Here is a 25,754-nt window from a genome sequence, read left to right as displayed (position 1 = left end):
CCTTCTGGTTAAGCTTCAATCTTGCGGGCGGCGTTGGGATGGCCGGCCGGCGGCTGGCCCAGCTTGGGCATGCTGCCGGCGGCCACGGCCTCGCGCCGCTTCAATTTCTTGATCACCACCGGGCAGGTGGTCTCGGACTGGTAGAGCACCTGGCAATGCAGGCAGTTGATGCATTCGTTGGGATTGATCTCGCCCGTGGGGTGGATCGACTGCACGGGGCATTGCCGGGCGCAGGTCTGGCAGGGATTGCCGCATTCGTGATAGCGCTTGAGCCAGTCGAACATGCGCATCCGGGCCGGAATCGCCAGCGCCGCGCCCAAGGGGCACAGATAGCGGCAATAGAACCGCTCGACGAAAAGCCCGGCGATCAGCAACGCCGCCGCATAGGCCACGAAAGGCCAGGCCCGAACGAAATTCAGGATGATCGCGGTCTTGAAGGGCTCGACCTCGGCCAGATGCTCGGCCTGCTCCACGCTCATCAGCGAGACGCCGAAAAGGCCCAGGAAGATCATGTATTTGACCGGCCAGAGCCGCTCGTGCAGCCCCCATGGCAGGGTCCATTGCGGGATGCGCAGCTTGCGCGCGATCTGGTTCGTCAGCTCTTGCAGCGCGCCGAAGGGGCAAAGCCAGCCGCAATAGGCCCCCCGGCCCCAGAAGAGCAGCGCCGCCGCGACCGCGAACCACAGGATGAAGGTCAGCGGATCGAGCAGGAAGGCCTGCCAGCTGAAGCCGTTCACCAGGCTGCCGAACAGCGCCATCAGGTTCACCACCGACAGCTGCGCATTGGCATACCAGCCCAGAAACACCAGCGTCACGGTCAGGAAGCCCATGCGGAAGACATAGAAGGCGCGCTCGTTGCGGGTGGCGAAGCTCTGGAAGAAGAACACCCCGGTCAGCACCAGCAGCATGGCGCCGAGCCCGGCGATCTTGGGCTTGGAATCCAGCCAGATGCGCCTCCACAGCTCGGCCTGGGCCTGGCTCTCGTCGGGCTGGGCCGCGGGCGCCGCGGCCTGGGGCGCGGCCACGCCGCGCAGGTATCTCTGCGGCAGCTGATAACCCAGGTCGAAGGTGTGGAAGACCTTGTCGATCGGCCCGACCTCGCGCTGGACCAGTAACTGGATGCGGAAGGGCTTCGTCGGATCGAAACCCGAGGCGGCGGGGATCTTGAACAGGTCCATCTCGGCGAAGTCCGGCGCGCCCTCGGCGGCGATGGCGTTCATGCGCCGGTGGTCGCGGTCGCGGAAGCGGACCGAGATGTCGTCCTGGATCAGCACGATGCGATCGAAGATGCCGCCGCGCACATAGCCCGAGCCCTTGAAGCTGTAGAGCCCGCGCCCCATCACCGCGATGGCCTGGTCGCCCGGTTCCAGCCAGCTTTTCAGGTTCGCATCCTGCGCAGCGCCCAGCAGCGCCCCGCCGATGGCGGGGACCGAGACCAGCCCGGCCTGCATCTCGATGAAGGTGGTCTCCGGCGGCTGTGCCAGCGCGCGCTCGGCGGCGCGCGCGTCGGGATTGGCGGCGAAGGCGGCGTTCACCTGGCCGACATCCAGCGACAGCCGGCGCAGCGTGCCGTCGCCCTCCATCTCGTGCCAGTCGGCGGGCGGGGCGGCCTCGGGATCGATCTCGAATGTCGGGCCGGTCGCCGCGGCTTCGGGGGCAAGGCCGCCAAGACCCAGCGCGCGCGCGACCTTCAGGCCCGAGCGGACGATGGAATCGTCGATCACCATCACCGTGACCGTGGCGCCCGAGATGATCTCGACCTCATGCGCGGTGCCGCCCGAACGGGCCTCGGCCACCAGGTCGAGGCCCTGATAGCCTTCGACCAGCGCCTTGACCTTGGCTTCGGGGATGCCGATCAGCACGATGGGCTCGGAATGCTTGACCAGCCGGACGCCGGCGATCTTCGCATCCCGGTCCAGCGCCACCAGCGTATGGATGGGCTTGCCGGAATAGCCGGTGGTGCCGACGAAATCCGAGGTGACGAAGGCATGGGCGACGGTCTCGCCGCCCTTCAGCACCGGCGCGACGGCCAGATCCGGGCGGATCGGCCCGAAACCCTCGGCGCCGGGCACCAGATCGGCCGCGTTCTGCTCCGGCAGAAGCTGGGCCAGCACGCTTTCGGCGGCCGCTGGCAGCGCCGGCAGCATCAGCAGCGCAAGGGCGAGGACAAGGCGAAGGATCTTCATGCTCGGGCATCCATGGCAAATGCCCGGGCCCCGCGCTTCGTTAGGCGCGGCTCGGCCGCATCCGGCCGAAGGCTTTCGCCCGCAGGCGACAGGACCGTGACGGTCCGGGCAGAAAGGAAAAGTGGCGGGCCGCGCGCCAGCACCATCAGCGGCCGGCCCGCGCCGCGGACCTGCGCCCCCGGCAGCGGCCCGGCCTGGCGCAGCCATTGTCCCGGCCCCGCCGGCAGGCACGGCTCGGGGCCGGCGGCCAGCATGGGGGGATGGCAGACCGGGCAGTCGCGGCATTCCTGCGGCGCAGGATGTTCGTTGCCCTCGGCGTCCAGCCAGACCGTCCGGGCATGGCCCTCGGCGCAAAGCACGACCTCCTGCAGCGGCCCGGTCAGCGCCGCCGCCAGATGCGCCGGCATGGCGGCGCCGGTCCCTGCCCATCCCGCCAGCAACAGCAGCAGGATCGCGGCAAGGGTGATGGGGGATCGGGCCCGGTTATGGTTCGCGCGGCGGCACATGCCCCCCGTCTATGCCCCGGCCCCGCACTCCGCGTTGATTTAGGTCAAGCAATGCGACCCGAGGCCGGAAAAGCGACAGCCGGTCGCAGCTGCGACAATCTGTCAAGCCAAGAGCCCAAGCTTTTCCCTCGGCATTTGACATTGCTCAAGCTGCGGGCCGCGGAAAGGGTCTAGGAAAACGGGCGAAGGGCGGGTTTGCCGCCCGGACCACCCAAGGAGAACACGATGTTCCACAAATCCCTCGCCGCTGCCGCCGGAGCCCTGCTGGCGCTTGGTCTTGCCGCCCCCGCATTCGCCGAAACCCATGACGTGCACATGCTCAACAAGGGCGAAGCCGGCCCCATGGTGTTCGAACCGGCCTTTGTCCGGGCCGAGCCGGGCGACGTGATCAACTTCATCCCGACCGACAAGAGCCACAATGTCGAAGCCATCAAGGAGATCCTGCCCGAAGGCGTGGAAACCTTCAAAAGCAAGATCAACGAGGCCTATACGCTGACCGTCACCGAGCCCGGCCTGTATGGCGTGAAATGCACGCCGCATTTCGGCATGGGCATGGTGGCGCTGGTGCAGGTCGGCGACGAGCCGGCGAATCTCGACGCGGCCAAGACGGCGAAGATGCCCAAGAAGGCGCGCGAGCGCCTGGATGCCGAACTGGCGCAGGTCAACTGACCCGGCGGCCAGCAGCAGCGGAAGGCGCGGCGCGACCGGGGTCGCCCGCGCCTTGTTTTTGACAAAAGTCAGGCGGAACGCCCCGCCCGGCCATGGCAAAACGCCGCGCGGGTCCCCATATCCCGGCCATGACGATCACGGGGAAGCAGCCATGGACAGGATCGACTTGACCGAAAGCGGTTTCGTGGTCGAGGCGCAGGAACTGGCCTCGGCCTTCGGGCTCGATCCCGGCCGGGTGCCCGAGCTGCTGCGCGAGAACCGCATCACCACCCGCTGCGAGACCGGCGAGGGCGAGGATGCCGGCCGCCACCGCCTGACCTTCTTTTTCCGCGGCCAGGCGCTGCGTCTGACCATCGACGCAGCGGGCACGATCCTGAAGCGCGCCCGCTTCGCCATCCCGACCCGCACCCCCGCGGGGGGCTGAACGCCGGGCAAGGCCCCGGCGCCGCGGCGCCGAGGGCCCGCGCGGCCCGGTCAGGCCGCCAGCACGCGCGGGAACAGCACTTCTTCCTCCAGATGGATATGGGCGACCACGTCGTCGCAAAGCTTGCGCAAGCCGGTATATAGCGCCGTCCACGAGCCGCAGGCGCCGACCGGCAGGGTCAGGCCATGGGTGACATGCTCGATCCGGCGCAGCTGGCTGCCAGTATCCTCATGCTCGGCCTGCATGATGCGGATCGGCCCGGCCAGCATGGCGCCGGCGCCCTGCAGGATGGCGGGGAACAGCACCGTCTCTTCCTTGGCCATATGCGATTCGAGCTCGTCGCGCAGTGCCAGCAGCGCCTCGGTCAGGCCCAGGGGCGCCTCGTCATGGTCGCCATGCACCGTCTCGACCCGCTGGGCGAGGCCGATCAGCCAGGCCAGCTCCTCGCGATGGGTGTCGTGATAGCGCGTCAGGATGTGGTCGATCAGCGCCGGTGTCTCGGCCGGCGCGTCGCGCCCGGCGCGGTCGATCAGCGCCTGCAGCTCGGCGGTCAGCGCCGGCAGGGCTGCGCCGGCCTTGGCCGCGGCCTCGGCCAGGGGAAGGTTGCCGCCGCAGCAGAAGCTGATGCCGGCGCGGCGAAAGACCTCGGCGGCGCCGGGCAGCCGGGCGGCGATGTCGCCGACGATGCTGTCGGGGGCAAGGGTGATCTCAGTCATGGCGCTCTCCATCGGTTTGGGCAGGGGTCCAGGCCCGGGCGAGCGGCGGGCCGAGGCGCAGCAGATCGACCGCGCGGGCGGCGATCTGGGCGGTGGCTTCGGCCAGGCTCTGCGGACGCAGGTAAAAGGCCGGCACGGGTGGCAGGATCACCGCGCCCATCCGGGTCGCGGCCTGCATGTTTTCCAGATGCGCCAGCGTCAGCGGCGCCTCGCGCGCCAGCAGGACCAGCGGCCGGCGCTCCTTCAGTTGCACCGAGGCGGCGCGTGTCAGCAGCCCGTCGTCGAAACCATGCGCGATGGCGGCAAGGCTGCGCATCGAGCAGGGCGCGACGATCATGCCGGCGACCGGACAGGAGCCCGAGGCGATCCCGGCCCCCAGGTCGCGCTGCGCATGTACGCGCGTGGCCAGCGCCTGCAGGTCGCGCAGCGCGCCGGGGCCGGCCTCTTCGGCCAGCGTGCGCTCGGCCATGGCCGAGACGACCAGATCGATCTCGGCCCCGGCGCGGGTCAGCGCACGGGCGCAATCCAGCGCCAGCACCGCGCCCGAGGCGCCGGAAACGCCCAGCACCACCCTCATGGCAGCACCGTGGCAAGCAGCGCCTCGGCCCGCGCCTCATGGGCGGGGTCAAGCTGCATGACCCGGCCCCATTCCCGCCCGGTCTCGGCGCCGATCTTGGTGGTGGCGTCCAGCCCCAGCTTGCCCGCCAGCCCCTCGATGGGCGAGGCGAAGTCGAGGTAGTCCATCGGGGTGCGGTCGATCAGCATCGCATCGCGCCCCGGGTCCATCCGGGTCGAGATCGCCCAGGCGATATCGTCCCAGTTGCGCACGTCGATGTCGCGGTCCACCACGACGACCAGCTTGGTATAGCTGAATTGCGGCAACATCCCCCACAGCGCCATCATCACCCGCCGCGCCTGGCCGGGATAGCGCTTGTCGATCGCCACCACCGCCATGCGATAGGAACAGGCGGCGGGCGGCAGCCACAGGTCGGTGACCTCGGGGATCTGGGCGCGGATCACCGGCAGGGCGAGCTCGTTGAACAGCTCGCCGATGACCGAGGGCTCGTCGGGCGGCCGGCCGGTGACGGTCGAGAGATAAAGCGGCTCGTCGCGGCAGGTGATGCGGCTGACGCGCATGACCGGGAAGGGTTCGACGGCATTGTAATAGCCGGTATGGTCGCCGAAGGGGCCTTCGGGCGCCGTCTCGCCCGGATGGATCCAGCCCTCGACGATCACCTCCGCCCGGGCGGGCACCATCAGCGGCACGGTCTGCGCCGCGACCAGTTCCGCCCGCGCACCGCGCAGCACGCCGGAAAAGCCCAGCTCGGACACCGTCTCGGGCAAGGGCAGCGCGGCGGCCAGCAGCAGCGCCGGATCGGCGCCAAGTGCGATGGCGACCGGCATCGGCTCACCCGCCCGCGCCCAGCTGCGGTGATGCGCCGCCCCGCCGCGATGCGCCAGCCAGCGCAGGATCAGCCGGTCCGGCCCCAGCACCTGCGCGCGATAGACGCCCAGGTTGTAGCGCGCCAGGTCCTCGGCCCGGCTGTCCTGCGGCCGCGTCAGCACCACCGGCCAGGTGATCAGCGGCCCGCCATCCCCGGGCCAGGGCGTCTGCACGGGCAGCGAATCGAGGCCGGGCAGCGCGGCCTCCTGCACCGGGCCGTTGCGCATGAGCTTCGGGCGCGTCGCCAGCGCCGCCCGCAGCATCGGCCAGCGCGACATGGCGTCGCGCATGCCCTCGACCGGGGCCGGGCTGCGCAAGGCGGCGAGGAATGCGCCGAAGCCCGCGATCTCGTCGGGCTGCAGCCCCAGCCCGGCCGCGACCCGCGCCCTGGTGCCGAACAGGTTGGCGACGACCGGAATGCGCGATTCCCCGGGCCGGTCGAAGCGCAGCGCCGGCCCGCCGCGGCGCAGGCAGGCCAACTGCACCGCGGTCATCTCATGGCGGGGCGAGACGGGCTCGGCGATGCGCGCAAGCTCGCCCCGCGCCTCCAGCCAGGCAAGAAAGGCCCGCAGATCGGGGAAGGAGGGAAGGCTGCGCATCGAAGGCTCCGGCAGGCCCGCGGCAAGGCGGGCGGGTCATGGGTCAAGCTAGGCGAGGAATTCTGGCCGGGGCTTGACGAAGATCAATCACAGCGCCGATTGACCGGCCTAGACCTTGGACATGACCCAGCGCCCCGCCCTGACGCCGCTGCTGATGCGGCTTCCGCCCCCGCCCCTTGCCCGCCGGGCCCTTGGCTTGGCCCTGACGGCATTCCTGCGCCGCATCGCCGCCCGCCGGCCCGCAATCCTGTCGCGGCTCGGCCCGCATGGCCGGGCGCGCTTCCTGCTCGATGTCAGCGACGGGCCCTTCCTGCTGCTGATGGAGCCCGAGGCGCGGCGGCTGTCCGCCCATTCGCGCCGCGCGCCCGAACCGGCGCATGACGCCGCGATCCGGGGCGGGCTGGCCGCCTTCCTCGCCATGCTGCACGGCGCCGAGGACGGCGATGCGCTGTTCTTTTCCGGCGATCTGCAGATTTCCGGCGACACTTCGGCGGTGCTGGCGCTGCGCAATGCGCTGGACGATGCCGAACTGGACCTGACCGAGGAACTGGCGACGCTTTCCGGCCGGCCGCTGGACCGCTGGCTGCGCCGCGGCTCGGATCTCGTCGCCCGCAAAAGCGGGCTGGTCCTGTCCCGGCAGGAGGTGACGCCATGATGGAACTGGTCTGCCCCGCCGGGACCCCGGCAGCCTTGCGCGCAGCGGTCGATGCCGGCGCGCACACGGTCTATTGCGGCTTTGCCGACGAGACGAACGCCCGCAACTTCCCCGGCCTGAACTTCAGCCGCGAGGAACTGGCCGAGGGCGTGGCCTATGCCCATGCGCGCGGCGCGCATGTGCTGGTGGCGATCAACACCTTCCCGCGCGCCGGCGACCAGACGCTGTGGCACCGCGCCGTGGCCGACGCCGCCCGGCTGGGCGCCGATGCGGTGATCCTGGCCGATCTGGGCCTGATCGCCCATGCGGCCGAGGCCCATCCCGGCCTGCGGCTGCACCTGTCGGTGCAGGCCGCCGCCGCCAATCCCGACGCGATCAACTTCTATGCCCGGACCTTCGGCATCCGCCGGGTGGTGCTGCCACGCGTGCTGTCGGTCGAGGAGATCACCGCCATCAACCGCGAGATCGACGTGGAAACCGAGGTCTTCGTCTTCGGCGGGCTCTGCGTGATGGCCGAGGGGCGCTGCTCGCTCTCCTCCTATGCCACGGGGCTGTCGCCGAACATGAACGGCGTCTGCTCGCCCGCAAGCCACGTCGCCTATGCCGATGTCGGCGGCAATCACGAGGCGCGGCTGGGCGATTTCCTGATCCACCGCACGCCCAAGGGCATGCCGGTGCCCTATCCGACGCTGTGCAAGGGCTGCTTCACCTCGCCCGACGGCAAGGGGGACAGCCAGACCGGCCATATCTTCGAGGATCCGGTCAGCCTGGACGCGACCCGGCTGATCCCGGCGCTGCAGAAGGCCGGGGTCCGCGCCTTGAAGATCGAGGGGCGGCAGCGCTCGCGCGCCTATGTGGCGCAGGTGGTGCGCGCCTTCCGCGCCGCCGTCGAGGCCGCCGAACAGGGCGCGCCCATGCCCGAGGGACTGCTTGCGCGGCTGACCGAGGGCCAGGCCGCGACCACCGGCGCCTATGCCAAGACCTGGAGATGACCATGGACCTGACCGTCGGCCCCATCGCCTTTTTCTGGAACGCGGACCAGGTCCGCGACTTCTACCGGAGCCTGGCCGAAACCCCCGTCAAGCGGGTGGTGATCGGCGAATGGGTCTGCTCGAAGCGCCTGCCCTTCTGGCAGCACGAGATCCCCGCCGCGGTCGAGGTGCTGCAAGCCGCCGGCAAGGAGGTGGCGCTGTCCACGCTGACGCTGATCACGCTCAAGCGCGAGCGCCGGCAGACGGCCGAGCTGTTCGCCTCGGGCCTGCCGGTCGAGATCGCGGACCTGACCGCGCTCGAACACCTGCCCGAGGGTGCGCCCTTCTGGGTCGGCCCCACGGTCAACGTCTATAACGAGGGCACGCTGGAATGGCTGGCGTCGCGAGGCGCGCGCCGCATCTGCCTGCCGCCCGAGCTGCCGCTGGACTCGGTCGCGCATCTTGCTCGTGCCGGGGCCGATGCGGGCGTCGCGGTCGAGGTCTGGGGCCATGGCCGGGCGCCGCTGGCGATCTCGGGGCGCTGCTATCACGCGCGGCTGCACGACCGCGCCAAGGACAGCTGCCAGTTCGTCTGCGCCGAAGACCCCGACGGCCGCACGGTCGAGACGCTGGAGGGCCAGCCCTTCCTGACCGTGAACGGCGTCCAGACGCTGAGCTATACGCATATGAGCGTCGCGGGACAGATCGGCGCCCTGCGCGAGGCCCGCATCGGCGCGCTGCGGCTGTCGCCGCAACCGGGCGATTTCACGGCCGTGGCCGGGCTTTACGCGCGCCTGCTGGACAGCGGGCTTTCCGCGCGCGATGCCCTGGCCGACCTGCGCCGCATCCAGCCCGGCGCGGTGTTCTCGCAGGGCTTCCTCGAGGCGCGCGCCGGTGCCGCCGCCTGCCCCTGATCCATGTCTGACGGAGACGCGCGATGTCCACCTCGGAACGCATGCGCAATTATCGCGGCCCGGTGCTGTTCAGCTACGGTTTCCGGCCGTTCTTCCTGCTCTCGGCGCTTTGGGCGGCGCTGGCCATGGCGATCTGGGTCGCCATGCTCGGCGGGGCCGAGATCCTGCCGCTGGCCTTCGACCCGTTCAGCTGGCACGCCCATGAATTCCTTTACGGCTACCTGGCCGGGGTCATCGCCGGCTTCCTGCTGACGGCGGTACCGAACTGGACCGGGCGGCTGCCGGTGATGGGCACGCCCCTGGCCGGGCTGGTCGGGCTGTGGCTTCTGGGCCGGGTCGCGGTCGCGGCCTCGGGGCTGATCGACTGGCGGCTGGTGATGCTGGCCGATCTGGCGCTGGGGCTGGCATTGCTGGCCTTTCTTGCGCGCGAGGTCCTGCGCGGCCGGAACTGGCGCAACCTGCCGGTGCTGGCGCTGCTGGGCCTGTTCACCGCCGGCAACGCGCTGTTTCATCTTGAGGCCGCCCGCGGCGGCGCGGCCTTCGAGGGCCTGGGCATGCGCCTTGGACTGGCCGCGGCGCTGATCCTGATCGCGCTGATCGGCGGACGGATCATCCCCAGCTTCACCCGCAACTGGCTGGCGGCGCGCGGCGCCGGGCGCCTGCCGGCCGCCTTTGGTCGCGGCGACGGTGCGGTGCTGGGCCTGACGGCGCTGACGCTGGCCGGCTTCGTCGCCGCGCCCGACGCTTCCGCCATGCCCTGGCTGATGCTGGCCTGCGGCGCGGCGCATCTGTGGCGGCTGGCGCGCTGGCAGGGCGCGCAGACCGGGGCCGAGCCGCTGCTCTGGGTGCTGCACCTGGCCTATGCCCTGCTGGCGCTCGGCTTCTGGGCCGAGGCGGCGGCGGGTTTCGGGCTGCTCGCGGCGGCGCCGGCGCGGCATGTCTGGCTGGCCGGCACCATCGGGCTGATGACCTTGGCGGTGATGAGCCGTGCGAGCCTTGGCCATAGCGGCCGGGCCCTGCATGCCGGGCGCGGCACCACGGCGCTTTATCTGGCGCTTCTCGGTTCGGTGGCGCTGCGGCTGCTGGCCGGACTGCTTCCGGTGCAGGTCTGGCTGCTGCATCTGTCGGGCACGCTGTGGCTGCTGGCCTTCGGCGGCTTCGCCCTGCTTTACCTGCCGGTGCTGGCGGGGCCGAAGATCGCCAGGAAGCCGGTCTCGGGGCCGGGCCGCACCGCCTGACGAGAAAGCCAAAAGGCCCGGTCCGAGGACCGGGCCTTTTCGCCATGGGGGTCTTGCCTCAGGCGGGATGCGGCGCGCAGGCCGCCCGGCACCAGTCCAGCACCATCGCCTCATCGGCGGGAAGCGGCGTGGCAATCCCGTCGGCGAAGGCCCGGAAGGCCGGCAGGTTCAGCCCGTTCACCCCGGCCAGGACCGGGATGCCGCGCGACAGCGCCTCGGCGATCAGCGGCGCAAAGCCGCGCCCCTCGGATTCCTGCTTGCCGAACTTGTTGACCAGCAGCAGGTCGGCACCGGGCAGCGCCGCGGCGACGCCCAGCACCGCCGCCTCAAGGACCCCCGCATCCAGCCGGCAGCCGCGCGCACCGTCGCCGCGATCCTCGCTGATGCGCAGCACCGGGCCGTCGGGCAGCACCCGCAGGTCCATGTCGCATTTGATGCGCCCCTCGCGCCGCGGGTTGGTCTGCACCGTCCCGGCCAGCCGCAGCCCCGCCGCCTGCGCCCGTCCGGCGATGGCGGCGAGGAAGCGGTCGTTGGCGCCGCGCCCGGGCAGGCTGACATAGGCCAGCCGCATCAGATGCCCCCATCGCGCCAGAAGGAGACGCCGGAGATCCTGGCCCCCGCGACCAGCCGGTCCACATAGGCGCGGCTGGCGCGCAGCCAGGCCGCCTTGTCATGCGCCTGGCGCAGCTGCGGCAGCACGGCTGCGAAAGGCAGCACCTCGCCCCGCGCCCGGGCGTCGAGGCGGATGACATGCAGGCCGTAGCGCGTCTCGGCCAGCGCCAGCGTCCCCTCCTCCATGCCGGCCAGCACGGCATCGAACTCGGGCACGGTATCGCCCGAGCTCAGCTGCCCCAGCATCCCGCCGGCGGTCTTCGACGAACAGGCGCTGTGATGCGCGGCCAGTTCGGCAAAGCGGCGCGGCGCGGCGCTCAGCTCGGCCAGCACCGCCTCGGCCCGGGCGCGCGCCTCGGCACGCGCCGGGGCGTCGTCCGGCGCGGCGGCGAACAGGATATGCGCCGCCTCGTAGAGCGAGGGCGCGCGGAACTGTTCGGGATGGGCGGCGTAATGCGCGGCCAGCGCCGCCTCGTCTGCGGGCTCGGGACGGATGGCCCGGTCCAGCAGGGCGCGGATCGCCGCCTCCTCCTCGGTCTCCCACTGGCCGGGGGCAAGCTCGGCCGGCTCGGCGGCGATGCCCCGGGCGCGCGCCTCTTGCAACAGAAGCTCGCGCACCGCCAGCGCCCGCGCGGCGGCCCGCCAGGCATGGCCGGGCTTGCCCTTGGGCGCGGGATGGTTCTGCGCCTCGGCCGCAATGCGGCCGGGGTCGATGGTCACGCCGTTCACGACGACCGGCGGCAAGAGCGGTTTCATCTGCATCGCCGTCACTCCGCCGGATGACGCCTGGAGCGCACGATCTGATAGCCCGGCCGCCACAGATAGCGCAGCGGGGCCGAGATCATGTGCACCAGCCGGGTGAAGGGGAACAGCAGGAAGATGGTCAGGCCCAGCAGGATATGCAGCTTGAAGAGCCAATGCACATTGGCCAGATGCTCGGCCGCCCCGGCGCGGAAATAGGCGATGCCCTGCGCCCAGGACATCAGCAGCGTCATTTCATGCCCGTCCAGATGCTGCATCGAGACCAGGATGGTCATGAGCCCCAGCACCAGCTGCGCGACCAGCAGCACCAGGATGCCGGTATCGGCCAGGGTGGTATGGGCGCGCACCCGCGGATCGTAAAGCCGGCGATGCAGCAGCATCCCGCCGCCGACCAGCGCCATGACCCCGGCGATGCCGCCTGCGGTCATGGCCAGCACCTGCTTGGCGCCATGGCTGATGCCGATGGCGTCGAAGACCGCGATCGGGGTCAGAAGCCCGACCAGATGGCCGAAGAAGATCACCAGCACGCCGACATGGAACAGGACCGAGCCGATGACGAATTGCCGCCGCCGCAGGATCTGGCTGGATTTCGACTTCCAGCTGAACGGGTCCTGATCGTAGCGGATGATCGAGCCGAGGATCATCACCGTGATGGCGATATAGGGGTAGATGCCGAAAAGGAAGTTGTTCATCTGCGCCTCCTGCTCATTGCGCCGGGTTGGGGACGCGCGGGGCGTCCATGCGGGCCAGGATGTCGCGGCTGACCGGGCAGCCGGCATTGGGATCGGGGCCGAAAGTGACCTGCGCCTCCTCCCAGACGGCATCGAGCGCCGCCAGATCCTCGGGGTCGTCGTCGGGGACGGCGGCCAGGTCCTCGGGCAGTTCGGCGGGCTCGGTCACCACCAGCGCGACCAGCGCGGCAAGCACGGCGGCATAGGCCGTCTCGCGCCGGGTCAGACGCTCGGCCAGCGCGACGAGGATGGGCGCGGCATCGGCCAGAAGCGCCTCGGCCTCGGGCAAGGGCCGGGTCGACAGGTATTCCAGCAGCACCGGCAGATGGTCGGGCAGCTCCGACCCCGCCAGATCGAAGCCGCCGGCGCGATAGGTCTCGAGCAGGTCCACCATGGCGCCGCCGCGGTCGCGGCCTTCGCCGTGCACATGCTCGAACAGGTTCAGCGACAGGCTGCGCGAGCGGTCGAAGAGCAGCACATAGCGTTCCTGCAGGTCGTAGAGGTCGCCCTGCCGCAGTTCCTGCAGCAGCTGGCCGAGTTCTTCCATGCGCTTGGGGCCAAGCAGCCCCTCGGCATGCAGCACGGCGTCGATTTCGGGCAGCGCGGCGATCAGCTCCTCGCCGGGATAGGAAAGCAGCGCCGAAAGGGCCTTGAAGCTTTTCATGCGATGAACTCCTGCGGGCTGCGGAACTTCTTGCCGCCGAAAAGCGAGGGGCTGTTGCCGGACGAGCAGCCATGCCCGTCGGTAAAGCCGCAGCCGCCGCGCAGGTCATAGGCGTCCTCGACGATCTCGCGATGCGTGGTCGGGATGACGAAGCGGTCCTCGTAATTGGCGATGGCGAGCAGGTGATACATCTCGTCGATCTGCTGCGGGGTCAGGCCGACGCGCTTGGCGACGCCCAGATTCACCACACCGTCGATGGTCTTCGAGCGCATGTAGCTGCGCATGGCCAGCATCCGCTCCAGCGCCGCCGCCACCGGCGCCTCGTCGCCCGCGGTCAGCATGTTCGCCAGGTAGCGCAGCGGGATGCGCAGGCTGCGCACGTCGGGCATGTCGTCCTGCGCGGCGATCTTGCCCGCCTCGGCGGCGTTCTGGATCGGCGACAGCGGCGGCACATACCAGACCATCGGCAGGGTGCGGTATTCGGGATGCAGGGGGAAGGCGATCTTCCACTCCATCGCCATCTTCCAGATCGGCGATTTCTGCGCGCCCCTGATCCAGTCCTCGGGCACGCCCTCGGCGCGGGCGGCAGCGATCACCTCGGGGTCATTGGGGTCCAGGAAGACGCCGAGCTGCGCGTCGTAAAGGTCCATCTCGCTTTCGGATGCGGCCGCCTCGGCGATCTTGTCGGCATCGTAAAGCATCACGCCCAGATAGCGGATGCGGCCGACGCAGGTTTCCGAACAGACCGTGGGCTGGCCCGATTCAAGGCGCGGATAGCACAGGATGCATTTTTCCGACTTCCCGGTGGACCAGTTGTAATAGATCTTCTTGTAGGGGCAGCCCGAGACGCACATCCGCCAGCCCCGGCACTTGTCCTGGTCGATCAGCACCACGCCGTCCTCCTCGCGCTTGTAGATCGCGCCCGAGGGGCAGGAGGCGACGCAGGCCGGATTGAGGCAATGCTCGCACAGCCTCGGCAGATACATCATGAAGGTGTTTTCATATTCCCCGTAGATGTCCTTCTGCACGCCCTCGAAATTATAGTCCTTGCTGCGTTTCTCGAACTCGCCGCCCAGGATTTCCTCCCAGTTCGGGCCCCATTCGATCTTCTCCATCCGCTGGCCGCTGATCTTCGAACGCGGCCGGGCGGTCGGGAAGGCCTGCATCTCGGGCGCGGATTTCAGGTGATCGTAGTCGAAATCGAAGGGCTCGTAGAAATCGTCGATCTCGGGCAGGTCGGGATTGGCGAAGATATTCGCCAGGATCCGCCACTTGCCGCCCTGCCTGGGTTGCAGATGGCCGGATTTCGTCCGCACCCAGCCGCCGTTCCAGCGCCTCTGGTTCTCCCAATCCTTGGGATAGCCGATGCCGGGCTTGGTCTCGACATTGTTGAACCAAGCGTATTCGACGCCCTCGCGCGAGGTCCAGACGTTCTTGCAGGTCACCGAGCAGGTATGGCAGCCGATACACTTGTCCAGGTTCAGCACCATGCCGATTTGCGCACGCACTTTCATTCCGCTGCCTCCGTCGCTTGGGTTGCGGGCTGATCGAGCCAGTCGACCTTGTTCATCTTGCGGACGATGACGAATTCGTCCCGGTTGGCCCCCACCGTGCCGTAATAGTTGAAGCCATAGGCCAGCTGCGCATAGCCGCCGATCATATGGGTCGGCTTCAGCACGATGCGGGTGACCGAGTTGTGGATGCCGCCGCGCTTGCCGGTGATCTGGCTGCCGGGCGTGTTCACGATCTTTTCCTGCGCGTGATACATGAACATGCTGCCTTCCTTCATGCGCTGGCTGACCACCGCGCGGGCGGCGATCACGCCGTTGCTGTTGAAGACCTCGACCCAGTCGTTATCGACCAGCCCGGCCTTCTGCGCGTCGATCTCCGAGATCCAGACCACCGGGCCGCCCCGGTTCAGCGTCAGCATCAGCAGGTTGTCGGAATAGGTGGAATGGATGCCCCATTTCTGGTGCGGGGTCAGGAAGTTCAGCACCACGTGCTTCTCGCCGGCGGCCAGCGATTTCCGGGCATCCGCGCCGATGGTCTTCAGATCGACCGGCGGGCGCCAGGTGACGAAGGCCTCGCCAAAGGCGCGCATCCATTCGTGGTCCTGATAAAGCTGCTGGCGGCCGGTGACGGTGCGCCACGGGATCAGCTCGTGCACGTTGGTCCAGCCGGCATTGTAGCAGACCTCCTCGCTTTCGATGCCCGACCAGGTGGGCGAGGAGATGATCTTCCTCGGCTGGGCGGCGATGTCGCGGAAGCGGATCTTCTCGTCCTCCTTGACCTCGGCCAGGTGCTTGTGGTCGAGCCCGGTGGCGCGGCCAAGCGCCTGCCAGGCCTTGACCGCCACCTCGCCATTGGTCTCGGGGGCCAGCATCAGCACCACTTCGGCGGCATCGATGGCCGTCTCGATCCGCGCCATGCCCTTGGTCGGGCCCTCTTCGGTCACCCGACCGTTGAGCGCCTGCAGGTGATGCACCTCGTCCCTGGTGTCCCAGCTGATACCCTTGCCGCCATTGCCCAGCTTCTCCATCAGCGGCCCCAGCGCGGTGAAGCGCCGGTAGAGGTTCGGATAGTCGCGCGTCACCTCGATATAGGCCGGCGCGGTCTTGCCGGGGATCAGCTCGCATTCGCCCCGCTTCCAGTCCTGCACGAAGGGCTGGGCGATCTCGCCGGGGCTGTCATGCTGCAGGGGCAGCTGCACCACGTCCGTCTCGACCCCCAGCACCTCGGGCGCGATCTCCGAGAACTTGCGGGCGATGGACTTGAAGATCTCCCAGTCGGTCCGCGATTCGTAGGCCGGGTCCACCGCCGCCTGCAGCGGGTGGATGAACGGATGCATGTCCGAGGTGTTCATGTCGTCCTTTTCGTACCAGCTGGCGGTCGGCAGGACGATGTCGGCATAGACCGCGGTGGTGGACATGCGGAAGTCGATGGTGACCAGCAGGTCCAGCTTGCCCTCGGGCGCCCGGTCGTGCCAGGCGGCCTCGACGGGCTTCACGCCGCCTTCCTCGCCCAGGTCCTTGCCCTGCACGCCGTGATCGGTGCCCAGAAGGTGCTTGAGGAAATACTCGTGCCCCTTGCCCGAGGACCCCAGCAGGTTCGAGCGCCAGACGAACAGGTTCCGCGGCCAGTTCTCGGGCGCGTCCGGGTCCTCGCAGGACATTTCCAGCCGGCCGGATTTCAACTCGCGGGCGACGTAATCCTTGACCGCGATGCCCTCGGCCTTGGCGGCGCGGCCCACCTCCAGCGGGTTCTGGCGCAGCTGTGGCGCCGAGGGCAGCCAGCCCATCCGCTCGGCCCGGATGTTGTAATCGATCAGGCTCAGCCGGTCCCAGTCGCCTGCCGGCGCGGTGGGCGAGAGGATCTCCCTGGCGCTCACCGTCTCGTAGCGCCACTGGTCGGTATGGGCGTAGAAGGCCGAGGTCGAATTCATGTGCCGCGGCGGCCGCGCCCAGTCCAGCGCGAAGGCCAGCGCCGTCCAGCCGGTCTGCGGGCGCAGCTTTTCCTGGCCGACGTAATGCGCCCAGCCGCCGCCGGACTGGCCGACGCAGCCGCACATCACCAGCATGTTGATGACGGCGCGATAGTTCATGTCCATGTGGAACCAGTGGTTCATCGCCGCGCCGATGATGACCATCGACCGCCCGCTGGTCTTTTCGGCATTGGCGGCGAATTCCCGCGCCACCTGGATGATCTTGTCGCGGCGCACGCCGGTGATGCGCTCGGCCCAGGCCGGGGTGAAGGGCACGTCGGCGTCATAGTCGCGCGCGACGTTCCCGCCGCCCAGGCCGCGGTCGAGGCCGTAGTTCGCGCAGATGAGGTCGAAGACCGTGGCGACCAGCGCCTCCTCGCCATTGGCGAGGGTCAGGCGCTTGACCGGAACGTTGCGGGTCAGCACCGCGCCGCGGTCGTCCACCGCGAAGCCGTTGGTCGCGGCACCGCCGAAATAGGGGAAATCGACGCCGGCGACATCGTCGCGATCCTCGTCGAGCACCAGGCTCATCTTCAGCCGGACCTCGTCCCCGCCCGCCTTCTGCTCCAGGTTCCAGCGCCCCTCCTCGCCCCAGCGGAAGCCCACGGAACCGTTCGGGACCACGATGCGGTCCGTGGTCTCGTCGATGGCGACCGTCTTCCATTCCGGGTTGTTCGCCTGCCCCAGCGCGCCGTCGAAATCGCTGGCGCGCAGCTGGCGGCCGGGGATGAGGCGGCCGTCGCGTTCCTCCAGCCGCACCAGCATCGGCATGTCGGAATAGCGGCGGCAGTAATCCTCGAAATACTCGGCCTGCCGGTCCAGGTGGAATTCGCGCAGGATGACATGGCCGAAGGCCATGCCAAGCGCCGCGTCGGTGCCCTGCTTGGCGTTCAGCCAGATGTCGCCGAATTTCGCGGCCTCGGAATAGTCGGGGCAGATCACCGCCGACTTGGTGCCGCGATAGCGCGCCTCGGTATAGAAATGCGCGTCGGGCGTGCGGGTCTGCGGCACGTTCGAGCCCCAGAGCAGCAGGTAGCCCGCGTTGTACCAATCCGCGCTTTCGGGAACGTCGGTCTGCTCGCCCCAGGTCTGGGGCGAGGCAGGCGGCAGGTCGCAATACCAGTCATAGAAGGACATGCAGGTCCCGCCCAGAAGCGACAGGTAGCGCGTGCCGGCGGCATAGGAGACCATCGACATGGCCGGGATCGGCGAGAAGCCGAAGACCCGGTCGGGGCCGTAGGTCCGGGCGGTATAGGCATTGGCGGCGGCGACGATCTCGGTCGCCTCGTCCCAGGTCGCGCGCACGAAACCGCCCTTGCCGCGGATGCGGGTATAGCTTTCGCGCGCGGCCGGGTCGGTCTGGATCGCGGTCCAGGCCTGGATGGGCGTCATGGTCTTGCGCTTCTCGCGCCAGAGCCGCATCAGCCGGCCGCGGATCAGCGGCGTCTTCACCCGGTTCGCGGAATAGAGATACCAGCTGTAGGAGGCGCCGCGCGCGCAGCCGCGCGGCTCGTGGTTGGGCAGGTCCGGCCGGGTGCGGGGATAGTCGGTCTGCTGCGTCTCCCAGGTGACGATCCCGGACTTGACGTAGATCTTCCACGAACAGGAACCGGTGCAGTTGACCCCGTGGGTCGAGCGGACGATCTTGTCGTGCCGCCAGCGCGAGCGATAGGTGTCCTCCCAGTCGCGGTTCTCGGTCGTGGTCTGGCCATGCCCTTCCGCGAACACGTCCTTGCGGGCGGGTTTCAGGAAGTTCAGGCGGTCCAGCAGATGGCTCATGGCTGTCTCCTTGGAATTCTCAGGCAGGGGTGGCGGCGCCGGCGGGGGCGCGGCCGCGTTCGATGTCGTGCAGAAGGCCGCCCGGCCGGGTGTAGAAGACCCAGGTCACGGCAAGGCAGAGCACATAGAAGCCCAGGAAGCCCCAGAGCGCGCCAAGCGCCGATCCGGTCAGCGCGATCGAGCTGCCGTAGGCCTTGGGGATGAAGAAGCCGCCATAGGCCCCGATCGCGCTGGTGAAGGCGATGATCGCGGCGGATTCGCGGTCCGACTGGCGGCGGCGATCCTCGGGCGACAGCTGCGGCTCCAGCCGGGCGATCTCCTTGCGCATGATGACGGGGATCATCTGGAAGGTCGAGGAATTGCCGACCCCGGTAAAGAAGAACAGCGCCATGAAACCCGCGAAGAAGCCGGCGAAGGACAGCGCCTGCAGCGACAGGATGACCAGCGCGACCGAGGCGATCATGCCGGCAAAGACCCAGAAGGTCACCCGCCCGCCGCCGACCCGGTCCGCCAGCCAGCCGGTGCCGGCCCGGCTGAGCGCGCCGACCAGCGGCCCCAGGAACACGAATTGCAGCGCGTTCACCTCGGGGAAGGCCAGGCCGGTCAGCAGCGGGAAGCCCGCCGAATAGCCGATGAAGCTGCCGAAGGTGCCGATGTAAAGCAGGCACATCACCCAGTTGTGCTTGCGGGTGAAGATTACCGCCTGCTCGCGGAAGCTGGCGCGGGCGTCGGCGATGTCGTTCATGCCCAGCCAGGCCGCCACGGTCGAGGCGATGATGAAGGGCACCCAGACGAATCCGGCGTTCTGCATCCACAGCCGGCCGCCGTCCGAAAGCTCTTGCGGGGCGCCGCCCATGGCACCGAAGACGCCCATGGTGATGACGATGGGCACCAGAAACTGCATCACCGAGACGCCCAGGTTGCCGAGGCCGGCGTTCAGCCCCATGGCGCTGCCCTTTTCCGATTTCGGGAAGAAGAAGCTGATATTGGCCATGGACGAGGCGAAATTGGCCCCGCCGAGCCCGCACAGCAGCGCCAGCGCGACGAAGATCAGATAGGGCGTCGTCGGATCCTGCACCGCATAGCCGATGCCCATGGCCGGGATCAGCAGCGAGGCGGTGGAAAGCGTCGTCCACAGCCGCCCGCCGAAGATCGGCACCATGAAGCTGTAGAAGATGCGCAGCGTGGCCCCGGACAGCGCCGGCAGCGCCGCCAGCCAGAACAGCTGGTCCTGGCTGAAGCCGAAGCCGATCTGCGGCAGCTTGGCCACCACAACCGACCAGACCATCCAGACCGCGAAGGCCAGCAGCAGCGCCGGAATCGAGATCCACAGGTTGCGCCTGGCGATCCGGCGGCCCTTTTCGGACCAGAATGCCGGGTCCTCGGGACGCCAGTCGTCCAGCACGCGCGGCATCACCGTGCGCTCGGGGTCATGCACCTCGGCCAGTTCGGGAAAGTTCGGCAGCCGGTCCAGGGCCCGGCCCTGCGCCTGCCGCTCCATGGCGCGGATCGAGAGGTGCATCCAGCCCATGGACACCACCACGACCAGCAAGAGCAAGGCGAAGCACGAGGTCCAGATGCCGGTCAGGTCCAGCAGCGCGCCGAAGACGATGGGCAGGACGAAGCCGCCAAGGCCGCCGATCATGCCGACCAGCCCGCCCACCGCACCGACATGGTTCGGGTAATAGACCGGGATGTGCTTGAAGATCGCGGCCTTGCCCAGGCTCATGAAGAAGCCCAGTGCAAACAGCGTGACCACGAAGGGCCACAGCCCCATCTCGGTCGAGAACGAGATCGGCCCGTCCATGCCGCGGATGGTGTAGTCGGTCGGCGGATAGGACAGCATGAACAGGAACAGCGCGCTGAAGCCGAAGGTCCAGTACATCACCGTGCGCGCGCCGAAGCGGTCCGACAGGATGCCGCCATAGGCGCGAAAGATGCTGGCCGACAGGCTGAAGGCCGCCGCCGCCATGCCGGCGACCCGCAGATCGACGCCGTAAACCTGCGTCAGGTAATGCGGCAGCCACAGCGCCAGGGCGACGAAGCCGCCGAAGACGAAGAAATAGTAAAGCGCGAAGCGCCAGACCTGCAGCCTTTTCAGCGGCGCGAACTGCTCGGCCAAACTGGGCGCGGCGATGCCCTCGGCACGGCGCGCCTCGAAATCGGGGTCGTCGCGCGCGACCAGCAGGAAGACCACGCCCATCAGCGCGATGCCCACCGCCCAGATCTGCGCCACGGCCTGCCAGCCCCAGGCCACCAGGATGAAGGGGGCGATGAACTTGGTCACCGCCGCGCCGACATTGCCCATGCCGAAGATGCCGAGCGCCGTCCCCTGCCGCTGGGCCGGGAACCATTTCGAGACATAGGCGACGCCGATGATGAAGGAACCGCCCGCCAGACCGACGCCAAGCGCGGCCAGCAGGAAGCCCGCATAGCTCTCGGCCCAGGTCAGCGCCCAGGTGGCAAGGCCGGTGAACAGCATCTGCAGCGAAAACACCAGCCGCCCGCCGTAACGCTCGGTCCAGACGCCGAGGATCAGCCGGATCAGCGAGCCGGTCAGGATGGGTGTGGCGATCAGCACGCCATATTCGAACTCGGTCAGGCCGAGCTCGTCCTTGATGGTGATGCCGATGATGGAGAAGATCGTCCAGACGGCGAAGCACAGCGTGAAGGCGGTGGTGCTGAGCCACAGCGCCTTCTGCTGCTGCATCGGGGACGGGGATCGTGGGTCCGACATGGCGGATGCTCCGATTGGGTCTTTCGCGCGCCGTTCTGCGGCTCACCCATCACGCGGCCGGCGGGGCAGGTTTGATCTGGGTCAACTTCTGCGCTGCGGAGCGGCAAAACCGACCGGATTTCGCTTTTGTGCCGGGACGCCCTGCAAATTATCCAGGCGTGGCTGCGGTTTCATGTCGCGGCCATATGACAAATGCCTGCTCTCTGATTGACGAAAATCAAGATCAATGCCAGACAGGAGGCGATTCCGCAGCCACTCCCAAGGACAGCCCCATGCGCGAAGAGGACCGCAACGACATCCGCAACCTGCCGCTGTTCCGCGACATGACCAGCCCGGCCTTCGACGCGCTGCTGCATGCGGCCTATGACCAGGTCTTTCCCGCGCAGCTCGAGCTGATCCGCCAGGGCGAGGGCGCGAATTTCCTGCATGTGGTGCTGGAAGGCGCGGTCGAGCTTTATGCCCACTGGCAGGGACGCGACACCACCATGGCCGTGGTCCAGCCGGTCGCCACCTTCATCCTGGCCGCCTGCATGCGCGACGCGCCCTATCTGATGTCGGCGCGCACCCTGCAACGCTCGCGCATCGTGCTGATCCCGGCGGTGGACGTGCGCGCGGCCTTCGCCCGCGATCCCGGCTTTGCGCTGGCCACGGTGCAAGAGCTGTCCGAGGGCTATCGCAACCTCGTGCGCCATGCCAAGAACCTCAAGCTGCGCAACGCCCGCGAAAGGCTGGGGGCCTATCTGCTGCAGCGGTTCTCGGCCGCCGGGGGCGCGCAGGGTTTCGTTCTGCCGCAGGAAAAGCGGCTGCTGGCCTCGTATTTGGGGATGACGCCGGAAAGCCTCTCGCGCGCCTTCCGGGCGCTGCGCGAGCATGGCGTGCATATCGACGGCATGCGCGTCACCATCACCGACCTGGGGGCGCTGACGGATCTGGTCCGTCCCGACAGCCTGCTGGACACGGCGCTGAACATTCCCTGACCCGCGACGGCGGAATTCGGCCGCAAGCGGCGGAGTGCGGCGGTCCCGCCCGCGCCCTAGATATGATAGCAGGAATGACGCAGCAGAAAGGTTCCTGCCATGGATCACGCCCCGATTCCCACCGAAAGCGATCCGCGCTGGCAGCAGGTGCTGGCGCGCGACGCGGCGGCCGATGGCGCCTTCGTCTATGCCGTGCGCACCACCGGGGTCTATTGCCGCCCCTCCTGCCCGTCCCGGCGGGCCAAGCCGCAGAACGTAACCCTCTATGCCTCGCCCGATCAGGCCGAAGCGGCGGGCTTTCGTCCCTGCCGGCGCTGCAATCCCCGCGGCGCCTCGGTGGCCGAGGCCAATGCGGCGCTGGTCGCCGCGGCCTGCCGGCTGATCGAGGACTCGGACACGCCGCCTAGCCTCGGGGCGCTGGCCGAGGCCGCGGGCCTCAGCCCGTTCCATTTTCACCGCCAGTTCAAGGCCGCGACCGGACTGACGCCGCGCGCCTATGCCGCCGCGCATCGCGCCGGCCGGCTGCGCGCCCGGCTGGCCGATAGCGCCAGCGTCACCGGCGCGATCTACGAGGCGGGCTTCAGCTCGAACAGCCGCTTCTATGAGGGCGCCGACGGGATGCTGGGCATGACGGTCTCGGCCTGGCGCAAGGGCGGCGCGGGGGCCGAGATCCGCTTCGCGCTGGGGCAATGCGCGCTTGGCGCCATCCTGGTCGCGCAAAGCCGGCGCGGCATCTGCGCCATCGCGCTTGGCGACGACCCCGAGGCGCTGCTGCGCGACTTCCAGGACCGTTTCCCCGCCGCCACGCTGATCGGCGGCGACCCGGAATTCGAGACCCTCGTCGCCCGCGTCGTCGGCTTTGTCGAAGCACCCGGGATCGGGCTGGACCTGCCGCTGGACATCCGCGGCACCGCCTTCCAGCAGCGGGTCTGGCAGGCCCTGCGCCAGATCCCGCCCGGCGCCACCGCCAGCTATGCCGAGATCGCCCGCCGCATCGGCGCGCCGCAGGCCAGCCGCGCCGTGGCGCAAGCCTGCGCCGCGAACGACATCGCCGTCGCCATCCCCTGCCACCGGGTGGTGCGCAGCGACGGCGCGCTGTCGGGCTATCGCTGGGGCGTGGCGCGCAAGCGCGCCCTGCTCGACCGCGAGGGCGCGGCATAGCCCCGGGACATATTGCCGAGAGTTTTTCTTGGGTATATATCCGTCCCGACCTGCGCCATGCGGAAGGACGCGCCATGTTCCTGATCAGACCCTATCGCAGCACCGGGACGCTCGGCTCGGCCGCGGGCGCGGCCGCCGCCGCGCTGAAGGCTCGCGCCGCCGAATGGGAGATCGAGGCGATCGAGACCGCCGACAGCCTGACGCTGCATCTGTGGGGCTGCGAAATGGCGCTGATCCGCGACGGCGACACGGCGAGGATCGAGCTCAGCGCGCCGGAAAAGCGACTGATCGGCAACCTGCAGGACACCGCCACCACGCTGTTCGACGAGTTGGGCTTGTCCATCGGCTGGGACAGGGTCGAGACGGGGGCGCTGGCCCCCGGCCTGTCGCTGATGCGGGTGGTCGGCGTCAGCCCGCGCACGCCCGGCTTCCTGCGCGTCCGCGTCGCCGGCGAGGACGCCGCCCGTTTCGGCCAGGGCTCGCTGCATTTCCGCCTGCTGCTGCCGCCGAAGGGACGCATCCCGCTGTGGCCGCGCATCGCCGCCAGCGGCCGCACCGTCTGGCCCGAGGGGCCGGACGCGCCGCATCGCGCCGTCTATACCGTGGCCGCGCAGCGGGACGACTGGGTGGATTTCGACATCTTCCGCCATGCGGCCAGCCCGACCTGCGACTGGGCGGATCGCGCCCGGCCCGGCGATCCGGTCGGGCTGATCGGGCCCGGCGGCGGCGGTTGCCCCGAGGCCGGCCGGCTGTGGCTCTTTGGCGACGAAACCGCCCTGCCCGCCATCGCCCGGATGCTGGAACAGGCGCGGGGCGAGGTTCATGCCTTCCTGCGCGCCGCGCCCGAGGATCTGGCCGAACTGGCCCGCGACCCGCGCGTCAGCCGCTGCGACGACCTGCTGGCGGCGCTGGACGCCGCCGGCTTCGATGCGGCGCAGGAGAACCGCCATGTCTGGTTCGCCGGCCCCGCGCATGAGGCGCGCGAGGCGCGGCGGCGGCTTGCCGCGCGCGGACTGGCCAAGCGCGAATTCACCGCCGCCGCCTATTGGGGCTGACGCCTCAGGCCAGGATGCGCAGCCGCGGCAGCGAGGCCGCCGCCGCCCCCCAGGCCAGCGCCGCGCAAAGCGTGATCGCCGGCACCATGGTCGCCGCGGTATTGTCCAGGAAGGGCCCGGTCACCGCGATCATCAGCCCTCCGGTCAGCATCTGCAGCGTGCCGCCCAGCGACGAGGCGAGCCCGGCGATGTCGGGATGCGGGTCCAGCGACATGACCATGGCCGTCGGCATCACCAGCCCCAGGCAGGCATTGGCCAGGAACAGCCCCGCGATCACCACGGGCAGCGCGTCGAAGCCCGCCAGCACCACCAGCGACAGGGCCAGCGACAGCCCGGCAAAGCCGGTGATCGCCAGAGAGATCACCCGCTCCATCCCGAAGCGTTCCGCCAGCCGGCCGGCGAATTGCGAGGCCGAGAAGAAGCCGATGGCATTCACCGCGAAGGCCAGCGAGAACCCGGTCGGGCTAAGCCCGTATTGCCGCGTATAGACGAAGCTCGCCGAGGCCAGGAACACGAAGAAGCTGGCCATGCCGAAGCCGCCGATCATGGTCAGGCCCAGAAAGCGCCGGTCGGCCAGCAGCCGCCGCGCCCCCGCCGCCATGGCCGCAAGGCGCACGGGCCGGCGCCGCTCGGCCGGCAGGGTCTCGGGCAGCGCGAACAGGATCAGCCCCAGGCTCAGCAGCGCCGCCGCGGCCAGCACGGCGAAGATCTCGCGCCAGCCGCCGAAGGCCAGCACCGCCGATCCGGTCAGCGGCGCCAGCATGGGCGAGACCGAGATCACGATCATGATCGCCGCCATCATCTTGGCCGCCGCGGGTCCGGTCGCCATGTCGCGGATCACCGCACGCGGCACCGCCATCAGCGTCGCCGCACCCAGGCCCTGCAGGGCGCGGGCGGCGATCAGCCAGCCGATGGTCGGTGCCAGGCTCGCCGCCACGGTGGCGACCAGAAAGATCGACACGCCGATCACCAGCGGCTTCTTGCGCCCGACCGCATCGGCCATCGGGCCGTAGATCATCTGGGCGAAGCCGAAGACGATGAAATACGAGGTCAGCGTCAGCGCCGCCCCGGCCTCGGTGGTGTGCAGGTCGCTGGCCACTTGCGGCAGCGCCGGCAGATACATGTCGATCGCGAAGGGACCGACGGCGGAAAGCAGGCCCAGAAGCAGGGCCATGCGAAACAGGGGATCGCGCATGGGAAAACCCGTGGATATATCAGATATGAGGATTGCGGACGCAGAATCGCGCCAAGGACCGTTCGCCGCCGCAGGCGCCCTGCCTGCCACAGCGCCGCGCCGGGCGCAACCCCGTCCCGCCGGCCGGAATTGATAAATGTTCAGAATGCCCGGATTCGGGCTTCCCAAGCCCGGCAGCGCCCGGCAGGATGAAAACACGATTTTTCCCGGATTCTGAACGCGGAGCACGCGGATGAGGATCTATCACCTTATCTTCATGGCGCAGGTGGCTGGTCTGC

General features: G+C 69.2%; 22 protein-coding genes. 9 read left to right on the top strand and 13 right to left on the bottom strand.

Annotated features, from left to right (window positions below; all coding sequences use genetic code 11):
* Positions 1 to 8: 8 nt before the first annotated feature.
* Both LOS78_RS03300 and LOS78_RS03295 read right to left on the bottom strand, forming a co-directional pair.
* Complete coding sequence (locus tag LOS78_RS03300) at positions 9 to 2,186, bottom strand: NosR/NirI family protein (protein WP_230376899.1); 2,178 nt, start codon at positions 2,184 to 2,186, stop codon at positions 9 to 11.
* Positions 2,183 to 2,692, bottom strand: a complete 510-nt coding sequence (locus LOS78_RS03295) for a hypothetical protein (RefSeq protein WP_230376898.1) — start codon at positions 2,690 to 2,692, stop codon at positions 2,183 to 2,185. The genes LOS78_RS03300 and LOS78_RS03295 overlap by 4 nt, the downstream gene beginning before the upstream one ends.
* A 225-nt stretch (positions 2,693 to 2,917) precedes the next feature.
* On the opposite strand from LOS78_RS03295, the gene LOS78_RS03290 reads away from it, so the two are divergent.
* The gene (locus tag LOS78_RS03290) at positions 2,918 to 3,361 is read left to right on the top strand and encodes a pseudoazurin (RefSeq protein WP_028714700.1); all 444 of its coding nucleotides are present in this window, start codon (positions 2,918 to 2,920) and stop codon (positions 3,359 to 3,361) included.
* Between the two features lie 151 nt (positions 3,362 to 3,512).
* Entirely contained in the window at positions 3,513 to 3,785 is a 273-nt protein-coding gene (locus tag LOS78_RS03285; RefSeq protein ID WP_028714701.1) for a DUF6522 family protein, read from the top strand.
* A 50-nt stretch (positions 3,786 to 3,835) separates the two neighbouring features.
* Here the strand turns inward: LOS78_RS03285 and ric are convergent, their stop codons facing one another.
* The 3 genes from ric to LOS78_RS03270 are packed head-to-tail and all read right to left on the bottom strand — an operon-like array spanning position 3,836 to position 6,544.
* The gene (gene ric, locus LOS78_RS03280; RefSeq protein WP_028714702.1) at positions 3,836 to 4,501 is read right to left on the bottom strand and encodes an iron-sulfur cluster repair di-iron protein; all 666 of its coding nucleotides are present in this window, start codon (positions 4,499 to 4,501) and stop codon (positions 3,836 to 3,838) included.
* On the bottom strand, positions 4,494 to 5,078 hold the full coding sequence (locus LOS78_RS03275; RefSeq protein WP_230376897.1) for a UbiX family flavin prenyltransferase: 585 nt from the start codon (positions 5,076 to 5,078) through the stop codon (positions 4,494 to 4,496). The genes ric and LOS78_RS03275 overlap by 8 nt, the downstream gene beginning before the upstream one ends.
* Positions 5,075 to 6,544, bottom strand: a complete 1,470-nt coding sequence (locus LOS78_RS03270) for a UbiD family decarboxylase (RefSeq protein WP_230376896.1) — start codon at positions 6,542 to 6,544, stop codon at positions 5,075 to 5,077. Before LOS78_RS03270 ends, LOS78_RS03275 begins: the two co-directional genes overlap by 4 nt.
* A gap of 121 nt (positions 6,545 to 6,665) precedes the next feature.
* Between LOS78_RS03270 and LOS78_RS03265 the strand changes: the two genes are divergently transcribed.
* Genes LOS78_RS03265 through LOS78_RS03250 form a run of 4 tightly spaced genes read left to right on the top strand, consistent with a single transcriptional unit; the run spans position 6,666 to position 10,322 of the window.
* Positions 6,666 to 7,199 (top strand): SCP2 domain-containing protein, encoded by a 534-nt coding sequence (locus tag LOS78_RS03265; RefSeq protein WP_230376894.1) that lies wholly within the window; start codon positions 6,666 to 6,668, stop codon positions 7,197 to 7,199.
* Positions 7,199 to 8,191, top strand: a complete 993-nt coding sequence (locus LOS78_RS03260) for a peptidase U32 family protein (protein ID WP_230376958.1) — start codon at positions 7,199 to 7,201, stop codon at positions 8,189 to 8,191. Before LOS78_RS03265 ends, LOS78_RS03260 begins: the two co-directional genes overlap by 1 nt.
* A gap of 2 nt (positions 8,192 to 8,193) precedes the next feature.
* Positions 8,194 to 9,084: a U32 family peptidase gene (locus LOS78_RS03255; RefSeq protein ID WP_230376957.1), complete on the top strand. Its 891-nt coding sequence runs from the start codon at positions 8,194 to 8,196 to the stop codon at positions 9,082 to 9,084.
* A gap of 23 nt (positions 9,085 to 9,107) precedes the next feature.
* Complete coding sequence (locus tag LOS78_RS03250) at positions 9,108 to 10,322, top strand: NnrS family protein (protein ID WP_230376893.1); 1,215 nt, start codon at positions 9,108 to 9,110, stop codon at positions 10,320 to 10,322.
* A gap of 58 nt (positions 10,323 to 10,380) precedes the next feature.
* On the opposite strand, the gene LOS78_RS03245 is transcribed toward LOS78_RS03250, so the two are convergent.
* From LOS78_RS03245 to LOS78_RS03215, 7 genes are read right to left on the bottom strand one after another with little or no spacing between them, the layout of a single operon-like run.
* Entirely contained in the window at positions 10,381 to 10,893 is a 513-nt protein-coding gene (locus LOS78_RS03245) for a DUF2478 domain-containing protein (RefSeq protein WP_230376892.1), read from the bottom strand.
* Positions 10,893 to 11,696, bottom strand: a complete 804-nt coding sequence (locus LOS78_RS03240) for a peptidyl-prolyl cis-trans isomerase (protein ID WP_230376891.1) — start codon at positions 11,694 to 11,696, stop codon at positions 10,893 to 10,895. The genes LOS78_RS03245 and LOS78_RS03240 overlap by 1 nt, the downstream gene beginning before the upstream one ends.
* A gap of 5 nt (positions 11,697 to 11,701) precedes the next feature.
* Complete coding sequence (gene narI / locus LOS78_RS03235) at positions 11,702 to 12,388, bottom strand: respiratory nitrate reductase subunit gamma (RefSeq protein ID WP_230376890.1); 687 nt, start codon at positions 12,386 to 12,388, stop codon at positions 11,702 to 11,704.
* 13 nt (positions 12,389 to 12,401) lie between these two features.
* The gene (gene narJ / locus LOS78_RS03230; RefSeq protein WP_028714712.1) at positions 12,402 to 13,091 is read right to left on the bottom strand and encodes a nitrate reductase molybdenum cofactor assembly chaperone; all 690 of its coding nucleotides are present in this window, start codon (positions 13,089 to 13,091) and stop codon (positions 12,402 to 12,404) included.
* Complete coding sequence (gene narH, locus LOS78_RS03225) at positions 13,088 to 14,605, bottom strand: nitrate reductase subunit beta (protein WP_028714713.1); 1,518 nt, start codon at positions 14,603 to 14,605, stop codon at positions 13,088 to 13,090. Before narH ends, narJ begins: the two co-directional genes overlap by 4 nt.
* Positions 14,602 to 18,351 carry a nitrate reductase subunit alpha gene (locus LOS78_RS03220; RefSeq protein ID WP_230376889.1) on the bottom strand — a complete coding sequence of 1,250 codons (3,750 nt, stop codon included), beginning with the start codon at positions 18,349 to 18,351 and terminating at the stop codon, positions 14,602 to 14,604. The genes narH and LOS78_RS03220 overlap by 4 nt, the downstream gene beginning before the upstream one ends.
* A gap of 19 nt (positions 18,352 to 18,370) precedes the next feature.
* Positions 18,371 to 21,061, bottom strand: a complete 2,691-nt coding sequence (locus tag LOS78_RS03215) for an MFS transporter (RefSeq protein ID WP_230376888.1) — start codon at positions 21,059 to 21,061, stop codon at positions 18,371 to 18,373.
* A gap of 299 nt (positions 21,062 to 21,360) precedes the next feature.
* On the opposite strand from LOS78_RS03215, the gene LOS78_RS03210 reads away from it, so the two are divergent.
* The 3 genes from LOS78_RS03210 to LOS78_RS03200 all read left to right on the top strand — a co-directional run bounded on the left by LOS78_RS03210 (position 21,361) and on the right by LOS78_RS03200 (position 24,281).
* Positions 21,361 to 22,065: a cyclic nucleotide-binding domain-containing protein gene (locus tag LOS78_RS03210; protein ID WP_230376887.1), complete on the top strand. Its 705-nt coding sequence runs from the start codon at positions 21,361 to 21,363 to the stop codon at positions 22,063 to 22,065.
* Positions 22,066 to 22,164: 99 nt separating this feature from the next.
* On the top strand, positions 22,165 to 23,226 hold the full coding sequence (gene ada, locus LOS78_RS03205; protein WP_230376886.1) for a bifunctional DNA-binding transcriptional regulator/O6-methylguanine-DNA methyltransferase Ada: 1,062 nt from the start codon (positions 22,165 to 22,167) through the stop codon (positions 23,224 to 23,226).
* Between the two features lie 74 nt (positions 23,227 to 23,300).
* The gene (locus LOS78_RS03200) at positions 23,301 to 24,281 is read left to right on the top strand and encodes a siderophore-interacting protein (protein WP_230376885.1); all 981 of its coding nucleotides are present in this window, start codon (positions 23,301 to 23,303) and stop codon (positions 24,279 to 24,281) included.
* Between the two features lie 4 nt (positions 24,282 to 24,285).
* On the opposite strand, the gene LOS78_RS03195 is transcribed toward LOS78_RS03200, so the two are convergent.
* A complete protein-coding gene (locus LOS78_RS03195) occupies positions 24,286 to 25,476 on the bottom strand; it encodes a multidrug effflux MFS transporter (protein ID WP_028714719.1) in 1,191 nt (396 codons plus the stop codon).
* Positions 25,477 to 25,754 lie beyond the last annotated feature (278 nt).

Source organism: Paracoccus sp. MA (assembly GCF_020990385.1).
GTDB lineage: Bacteria > Pseudomonadota > Alphaproteobacteria > Rhodobacterales > Rhodobacteraceae > Paracoccus.
This window is presented reverse-complemented; position numbering and strand designations above follow the sequence as displayed.

What these genes read in the sequence shown, in the direction of transcription:
- LOS78_RS03300 (WP_230376899.1), bottom strand. Translation starts at nt 2,186, where the DNA reads ATGAAGATCCTTCGCCTTGTCCTCGCCCTTGCGCTGCTGATGCTGCCG.
- LOS78_RS03295 (WP_230376898.1), bottom strand. Translation starts at nt 2,692, where the DNA reads ATGTGCCGCCGCGCGAACCATAACCGGGCCCGATCCCCCATCACCCTT.
- LOS78_RS03290 (WP_028714700.1), top strand. Translation starts at nt 2,918, where the DNA reads ATGTTCCACAAATCCCTCGCCGCTGCCGCCGGAGCCCTGCTGGCGCTT.
- LOS78_RS03285 (WP_028714701.1), top strand. Translation starts at nt 3,513, where the DNA reads ATGGACAGGATCGACTTGACCGAAAGCGGTTTCGTGGTCGAGGCGCAG.
- ric (WP_028714702.1), bottom strand. Translation starts at nt 4,501, where the DNA reads ATGACTGAGATCACCCTTGCCCCCGACAGCATCGTCGGCGACATCGCC.
- LOS78_RS03275 (WP_230376897.1), bottom strand. Translation starts at nt 5,078, where the DNA reads ATGAGGGTGGTGCTGGGCGTTTCCGGCGCCTCGGGCGCGGTGCTGGCG.
- LOS78_RS03270 (WP_230376896.1), bottom strand. Translation starts at nt 6,544, where the DNA reads ATGCGCAGCCTTCCCTCCTTCCCCGATCTGCGGGCCTTTCTTGCCTGG.
- LOS78_RS03265 (WP_230376894.1), top strand. Translation starts at nt 6,666, where the DNA reads ATGACCCAGCGCCCCGCCCTGACGCCGCTGCTGATGCGGCTTCCGCCC.
- LOS78_RS03260 (WP_230376958.1), top strand. Translation starts at nt 7,199, where the DNA reads ATGGAACTGGTCTGCCCCGCCGGGACCCCGGCAGCCTTGCGCGCAGCG.
- LOS78_RS03255 (WP_230376957.1), top strand. Translation starts at nt 8,194, where the DNA reads ATGGACCTGACCGTCGGCCCCATCGCCTTTTTCTGGAACGCGGACCAG.
- LOS78_RS03250 (WP_230376893.1), top strand. Translation starts at nt 9,108, where the DNA reads ATGTCCACCTCGGAACGCATGCGCAATTATCGCGGCCCGGTGCTGTTC.
- LOS78_RS03245 (WP_230376892.1), bottom strand. Translation starts at nt 10,893, where the DNA reads ATGCGGCTGGCCTATGTCAGCCTGCCCGGGCGCGGCGCCAACGACCGC.
- LOS78_RS03240 (WP_230376891.1), bottom strand. Translation starts at nt 11,696, where the DNA reads ATGCAGATGAAACCGCTCTTGCCGCCGGTCGTCGTGAACGGCGTGACC.
- narI (WP_230376890.1), bottom strand. Translation starts at nt 12,388, where the DNA reads ATGAACAACTTCCTTTTCGGCATCTACCCCTATATCGCCATCACGGTG.
- narJ (WP_028714712.1), bottom strand. Translation starts at nt 13,091, where the DNA reads ATGAAAAGCTTCAAGGCCCTTTCGGCGCTGCTTTCCTATCCCGGCGAG.
- narH (WP_028714713.1), bottom strand. Translation starts at nt 14,605, where the DNA reads ATGAAAGTGCGTGCGCAAATCGGCATGGTGCTGAACCTGGACAAGTGT.
- LOS78_RS03220 (WP_230376889.1), bottom strand. Translation starts at nt 18,351, where the DNA reads ATGAGCCATCTGCTGGACCGCCTGAACTTCCTGAAACCCGCCCGCAAG.
- LOS78_RS03215 (WP_230376888.1), bottom strand. Translation starts at nt 21,061, where the DNA reads ATGCAGCAGCAGAAGGCGCTGTGGCTCAGCACCACCGCCTTCACGCTG.
- LOS78_RS03210 (WP_230376887.1), top strand. Translation starts at nt 21,361, where the DNA reads ATGCGCGAAGAGGACCGCAACGACATCCGCAACCTGCCGCTGTTCCGC.
- ada (WP_230376886.1), top strand. Translation starts at nt 22,165, where the DNA reads ATGGATCACGCCCCGATTCCCACCGAAAGCGATCCGCGCTGGCAGCAG.
- LOS78_RS03200 (WP_230376885.1), top strand. Translation starts at nt 23,301, where the DNA reads ATGTTCCTGATCAGACCCTATCGCAGCACCGGGACGCTCGGCTCGGCC.
- LOS78_RS03195 (WP_028714719.1), bottom strand. Translation starts at nt 25,476, where the DNA reads ATGCGCGATCCCCTGTTTCGCATGGCCCTGCTTCTGGGCCTGCTTTCC.